At 63.5% G+C, this 4,522-nt stretch carries 4 protein-coding genes; all 4 read left to right on the top strand.

The annotated features are described in order from the left end of the window. Positions 1-343: 343 nt before the first annotated feature. The 4 genes from VES88_04555 (at position 344) to istB (ending at position 3,866) form a co-directional block, all read left to right on the top strand. Complete coding sequence (locus VES88_04555; protein ID HYN80750.1) at positions 344-709, top strand: hypothetical protein; 366 nt, start codon at positions 344-346, stop codon at positions 707-709. Positions 710-766: 57 nt separating this feature from the next. Then, complete coding sequence (locus VES88_04550) at positions 767-1,762, top strand: ParB N-terminal domain-containing protein (protein ID HYN80749.1); 996 nt, start codon at positions 767-769, stop codon at positions 1,760-1,762. A 138-nt stretch (positions 1,763-1,900) separates the two neighbouring features. Then, on the top strand, positions 1,901-3,085 hold the full coding sequence (locus VES88_04545; GenBank protein HYN80748.1) for a hypothetical protein: 1,185 nt from the start codon (positions 1,901-1,903) through the stop codon (positions 3,083-3,085). Further along, positions 3,066-3,866 carry an IS21-like element helper ATPase IstB gene (gene istB / locus VES88_04540; protein HYN80747.1) on the top strand — a complete coding sequence of 267 codons (801 nt, stop codon included), beginning with the start codon at positions 3,066-3,068 and terminating at the stop codon, positions 3,864-3,866. The genes VES88_04545 and istB overlap by 20 nt, the downstream gene beginning before the upstream one ends. The last annotated feature ends 656 nt before the right edge of the window (positions 3,867-4,522 follow it).

Genomic DNA, 4,522 nt, shown 5'->3' with positions numbered 1-4,522 from the left:
AATGCCTCGACCGCCGGACGAACCTGCCGTTCCAGAACTTCTTTCGATGTCCCGGTCACCACAAAATCGTCCGCATATCTCACGACGTTGACCTTGAAGCCTCTTCGCCTTGGCGCTCACGAGATTTGACCCACCTGTGCTCACCAAAGCTGACCCAGTCCCAGTAGGTTGATTTACCGGCCGCCGCGTTCGCGGGGCCACTGCACATTGGTCGCCGGTGGAGTTATCGCCGACGCTGCGTGGATGGTTCTACCTGAGAGACCCGTCCATGGAGAGCAAACGTTGCGCTGCCTGCGAGCAGACGTTCCGTCCGCGTCCGCAAACCCCCGAACAGTGTTACTGCTTGTCGCCCGCCTGTCAGCGTGAGCGACGGCGGCGCTGGCAACAGAAGCGTCGTCAGACAGATCCCGAGTACCGAGATAACCAAGCGAGGGCGCAACGCGCCTGGGGTGAACGGCATCCCGACTACTGGCGAGAGTACCGCCGTGCACATCCGGAGTACGGCGAGCGCAACCGCGCGCTGCAGCGGGAGCGAGACAGCCGGCGGCGTGAACGCGTGCTTGCAAAGATGGACGTGTCAACGCGTGATTCGCCCATGCCCTCAGGCACTTACCGGTTGAGCCCGGTGAGGCGTGAGGATCTTGCAAAGATGGACGCGTGGACGGTGGAAATCACCGTCCTTTCAATGCCGTACGAGCCATCAGGGTAATCTTGCAAAGAGAGGACGTTATAGGTATTCCAGGGTCGGGCTGGTACCGTGGCCGCCATGGATACCCCAACCCACGGAGCCCGCGAAGTCGATCTGCACCGCCTCGACCTGCGTTTCGCCGACGCGCGTCTGCTGGAGCCGCGGGCGGTCGAGCACCTGGCCCGTTCCATCGAACAAAGCGGCCAACTCATCCCCTGCATCGCGGTACCCGCGGAGGACGGTAGTGAACGCCTGATCCTGGTCGACGGCTATCGGCGCATCCTGGCGCTGCGTCGACTGGGGCGTGACACCGCGTGCGTCGAATCCTGGACCTGCGATCTCACTCAGGCCTTGCTGATGGTGCTGGCGCGTGCCCACGGCCGCCCGTTTGCGGCCCTGGAAGAAGCGCTGCTCCTGCGTGAACTCGTCCACCACCAAGGCCTGAGCCAGCACGAACTCGCTCGCCGCAGTGGTCGCGATGTCAGTTGGGTCAGCCGACGCCTGCAGCTCGTCTGTGCTCTACCCGATACCCTACTCGCGGCCGTACGCAAGGGAGACGTTTCCACCTGGGCGGCCACCCGCGTGCTGGCACCCTTGGCGCGCGCCAACGCCGAGCATGCCGCGCAACTGCTCGACGCGCTAGGTTCGACACCGCTGTCTACACGGGAACTGCATTGCTGGTTCCAGCATTACCAGAGCACCCCGCGCGCCACCCGCGAGCGAATGGTTGCTCACCCACGTCTGTTCATCCAGACCCTGCAAGCCCGAGATGAGCAGCGCCTCGACGAGCACCTGCGCGAAGGTCCCGAAGGCCAGTGCGCTGCCGATCTTCGGCAATTGCTCGCGCTCATCACACGGCTACGTCGGCGCTTGGCGGAGCTTAGCCCGGAGGCCTTGCCCGAATCCCTGATGGTGGCGCTCACCCGCCTGCACACCGCCATCATTGCCCTTCAGTCCGACCTTCGGAGCTACTGCGACCATGACCCCGACCGAGATCTGCAACGCCGTGCGAACCCTGCAAGCCCAGGCGCGCAGTGTGCGCGAGATCAGCCGACTGCTGAAGCTGTCGCGTAATACCGTCCGCCGGATTCTGCGCGCACCGTTGCCGGCGGCCGTGGAGCCGTTGAGCGACGGCATAACCTTAGCCTATCTGCAATCGGTCTTCGAGCGCGCTCAGGGCAACGTGCGGTCTTCGAGCGCGCTCAGGGCAACGTGGCGCGCGTCCAGCAACTGCTCAGCGCGGAGTACGATCTTGAGGTCTCCTACAGCACGCTCACCCGTTGGGTCCGGCAAGCGGGGCTGCGCACTCCGCCACAGCGCGCCGGCGAATACACCTTCGCTCCCGGCCAGGAGATGCAGCACGACACCTCGCCGCACCGCGTGAGCCTCGGGGACAAGACCGTCACCGCCCAGTGTGCCGGTCTGGTGCTCGCCTACTCGCGCCGGCTGTACATCCAATACTACCCCCGCTATTCCCGCTTTGAAGCCAAGCAATTCCTGCTCGAAGCGGTGCGCTTCATGGACGGTGCCTGTCCCACTTGCGTGATCGACAACACCAGCGTGATGGTTGCCGCCGGCGCCGGCGAAAACGCTCTCATCACCCCCGAGATGGCAGCCTTCGCCCGCACGCTCGGGTTCGGCTTCCGCGCTCACCGCGTCGGCGATCCTGATCGAAAAGGTAGGATCGAGCGCCCCTTCGCCTACATCGAAGGCAACTTCCTCCCCGGCCGCAGCTTCACCGACTTCGACGATCTCAACCGCCAAGCGCTCGCCTGGTGCCGCGAGATTGCCAACGCAAAACCCAAGCGCGTGCTGGGTATGTCGCCCGAGGCGGCCTACCTGATCGAGAAGCCTTACCTGCAACCGCTGCCCACCGCGCTGCCACCGGTCTATGAGCTACTCGATCGGGTGGTGGACCTGCATGGGTATGTCTCGGTCGACTCGAACCGCTACTCGACACCCGAACGCCTCGTCGGCCAGACGGTGACGGTCTACAAGCATCCCGCACAGATCCATATCCACCACCGCGGTATCCCGGTCGCCACCCATCCGCGCTTGATCGGCCAGCGCGATGCGAGGAGTACTTTGCCTGGACACCATCCCACTCCGGTCCGGGTGAACCGCGCCCCGGGAATCGAAGCGCAACTACTGCGCGATGATCCCGAGCTTGGGGCCTACGCTCGGGCCCTCAAGCAGCGCGGCCACGGCCGCGCTGCACGGGCCTTGCGGCGTCTGCTGGAGCTCAAACGCACCTACCCCAAAGAGGCTTTCGCAGCGGCCGTGCGGCAGGCGGCGCACTTCGGTCTGTATGATCTGGGGCGTCTGGAGAAACTCATCCTGCAACAAGTCGCCGGGGATTTCTTCGCGCTGAACATCGATGGCTATGACGACGCGTGAGCAGCTCCACCAACGGCTCGCCACGCTCCGCCTGCGGGGGATCGACGGCGCACTGGATGCCGAACTGGATCGTGCCGAGCGCGAAGGCTCGCCGCCGGCGGAACTGCTCTGCCGCCTGCTGGTCGAGGAAGAAGCCGCCCGGCGCGAGAAGAGCCTGGCCTACCGCCTGACTCAGGCCAAACTGCCATGGCGCTGGACCTTGGACTCCTTCCCCTTCGATCGCCAGCCCGGTGTCGACCCGGGCCAGATCCGCTCCTTGGCGGGACTCGACTTCCTGCGCCGCAACGAGAATCTACTGCTCATCGGCCGACCCGGCACCGGCAAGACCGGGATCGCCATTGCCCTGTTGCGCGAGGCCTGCCTCAACGGCCACGCGGGCCGCTTCTACAACGCCCAGGAACTGCTCGACGAACTCTACGCTTCGCTCGCCGATCGTTCGACCCCCAAGCTCCTCAGCCAACTCGCGCGCTTCCAGCCCCTGTTGATTGACGAGCTCGGATACCTGACCCTCAAGCCCGAGCAATCGAATGCCTTCTTCCGTCTGATGGACCAGAGATATAGCCGCGTCTCCACGATAATTACAACGAATTTAGACCTCCCCGAATGGTACGAGCTGTTCAACAAGAAGCCCCTCGTCGACGCCTTGCTCGACCGCCTGCAGCACCGTTGCATCACCATCCGAATCGATGGCCCATCACTGCGCAGTCCCGAGCCGCCCTCGTCGCCCGCCGCCGAACACCCACCGAAATCCTCGCGACACCGCTCCACGCATCCAAAATAATCCAAAGCACAGAAGCTTTACCACCACCCCCAGCAGCCCGCGCTGAATACGGGTTATCCACCGCGGCGCCCGCCCGTGCCTGAGAGGGGGCAGCGGGCGCCGCCGTGGATAACCCTACACCTTCGCGGTTCAATCCCGACCGCGCCACTTCCCGCAGCACAACGATCAAGCAGAGCCCCCTGTTGGATTTAAAACTCTACCGAGAAATACGGATGAACCACGGAAATTCCGCGCGCGCCGACTGCACAAACATCTGCGCACTGGCTGGGTCCGTTTTAATGAGCAGAGGTGGGTCCGTTTCGGTGAGCGCCGAGGCACTACAATCGGCAATTTACGTCAAACGCCGCTAACCTTGCAACGGTCTACGAGGGAGTCTCCGAAGGGGTGGGATATGAGCATGCGTTTCTGGAAACGACTTCGATCGCCGACATGGTAAATACAAAAAACAATGCCACCGCGTCGTTTGTTCCCGAGGCTGAGATTAGCCGCGTACATTGGCTCAACGCGACCTTAGTAGTCCACTCCAGAAGTTCACACACGTATTCCTCAAGCCGCGAGCTGCAGATGCTGGGTCTCGGCGTAGCGTGAGGGCATGCGTGCGATCAGGGCGTTCAGGTTGGCACGGCTGAACTTCCATTCGAATGGGTGCGCGATGC

Source organism: Gemmatimonadaceae bacterium (genome assembly GCA_035633115.1).
In the GTDB taxonomy this organism is placed as follows: Bacteria; Gemmatimonadota; Gemmatimonadetes; order Gemmatimonadales; family Gemmatimonadaceae; genus UBA4720.
Note: the sequence above shows the minus strand (reverse complement) of the source record. Positions and strands in the feature narration are given on the sequence as shown.